This is a genomic window from Vibrio sp. OPT18 (assembly GCF_015163615.1).
Classification (GTDB): Bacteria; Pseudomonadota; Gammaproteobacteria; order Enterobacterales; family Vibrionaceae; genus Vibrio; species Vibrio coralliirubri.
Map to the genome: position 1 here is coordinate 34,330 of NZ_JADDYK010000053.1, position 1,373 is coordinate 35,702.

Consider the following 1,373-nt stretch of genomic DNA (forward strand, 5'->3'; position numbering starts at 1 on the left):
TGAAGCAGCAGACGAAGCTTCAGTGGAAGTAAGCTCAGTTTCCTCTAGCGTTTGTTGCGCTTCTAATGGTTGGTCGGTTGATTCATCAAGCTTTCGTTGAGACCAACGGCTAAAAAAGTTAGTTGCCATTTGATCGACCCGCGCCTTTACGTTTTTTACGTCTTGCTTCCAATAACTCGCCATGACGACCGATGAAAGCTTCCATCCAAGCTTGTACAGGTAGCGGAATATCGTATGAAAGGACTTGGTTGTCACCGTCCATGTATTGCCCTGCAACGGTTTGTGATGCGGTAAGTAACTGAATAACGGGTTTAACACCAGAATCAACATTATCCATCACTAGGAAAAGCTTAGGTTGCTGCGAGCTGAGGTTGAAACGATAGTCTGTACGTTCGTCTTTATGTAGTTGGAGTAAACAAACGTCTTGGGCATCGTCTTCTGGTGACAGTTCAAACCCCGTCAATTCCCATTGCGTCGTTACCCAGATACCTGTTTTGATCTCTTTCTCTATTCTTTGGACACCGATTGGCCAAGCTGCTTCTGTTTTTTCATATTGTTCTTTGAATTCTTTTATCTCAGACATACTTCACCCAATTGATTTTCTTTGGTCTGAATGCACTTAGGACATTTTGTACTGTGCGCAATCATATACACCCCATAAAGCAATAAACACGCCAATACGGATTGACTGTGAGAGCGTATCTATAGCGTTCGTTATCAAGTTGTCACTATAACGTTAGTCGATACTGGTTATTTCAGACAACTCCACCCGGTGAACTCTCATATTTTGCGCTATTTTAATCTAATGCTTCATGTTTCCATCAATCCCCGTTATTTTGGAATAAGATTTGCTTTAGCTAATTCGCTAATGTTATTCACAAAGCTATATATTCACAGATCTATGGCATGTTCGAAACGATAATCGAAACCTAGGCCATAGCGAACCAACAAACTAGCGCATTGATGAATGAGAGCCTTATTGCTCTTGTTGACTTCTTATCTCATAAAATCGCTATCTCATTAAGTAGGAAATGACTGTGGTAAAACCAAACATAATAAAAACCAGTGAGAACCCACTTCAGACAATCGAAGTTGAAGTGTTTGATGAATATGGCGAAAAGCTAACGAAACAGATCGCGTGTGAGCGCCCTCTTACCGTAATGTTGAACTGGAAAGAGATCGTAACCTTGATGACATTGGGCTCTCGTCCTGAGTCATTAGTCTTAGGTTATTTGAAAAACCAAAGCTTCCTTTCCGATCCCGAAGCGGTTGAATCTATTATCATCGATTGGGAAACTAGCTCTGCTGCGGTTATCACCAAAGAAGACACAAGCCAACTTGAGCAAGCGCTTAAGAAGAAGACAGTAACCTCT

2 protein-coding genes and 1 pseudogene are annotated in these 1,373 nt (G+C 41.6%); 1 reads left to right on the top strand and 2 read right to left on the bottom strand.

Annotated elements, in window-relative coordinates; all coding sequences use genetic code 11:
• Together IQQ51_RS27090 and IQQ51_RS13350 are read right to left on the bottom strand one after the other, a co-directional pair.
• A pseudogene (locus tag IQQ51_RS27090) lies at nucleotides 1-129 on the bottom strand (DUF3306 domain-containing protein); the annotation flags it as partial.
• Complete coding sequence (locus IQQ51_RS13350) at nucleotides 119-583, bottom strand: DUF3305 domain-containing protein (RefSeq protein ID WP_004733736.1); 465 nt, start codon at nucleotides 581-583, stop codon at nucleotides 119-121. The gene IQQ51_RS13350 and the pseudogene IQQ51_RS27090, both read right to left, overlap by 11 nt.
• A 454-nt stretch (nucleotides 584-1,037) precedes the next feature.
• On the opposite strand from IQQ51_RS13350, the gene IQQ51_RS27095 reads away from it, so the two are divergent.
• The coding region (locus IQQ51_RS27095; protein WP_322632751.1) for a formate dehydrogenase accessory sulfurtransferase FdhD at nucleotides 1,038-1,373 on the top strand (336 nt) is incomplete at its 3' end.

Excerpts from the sequence above, each read along its gene's own strand:
- IQQ51_RS13350 (WP_004733736.1), bottom strand. The coding sequence starts at position 583 with ATGTCTGAGATAAAAGAATTCAAAGAACAATATGAAAAAACAGAAGCA.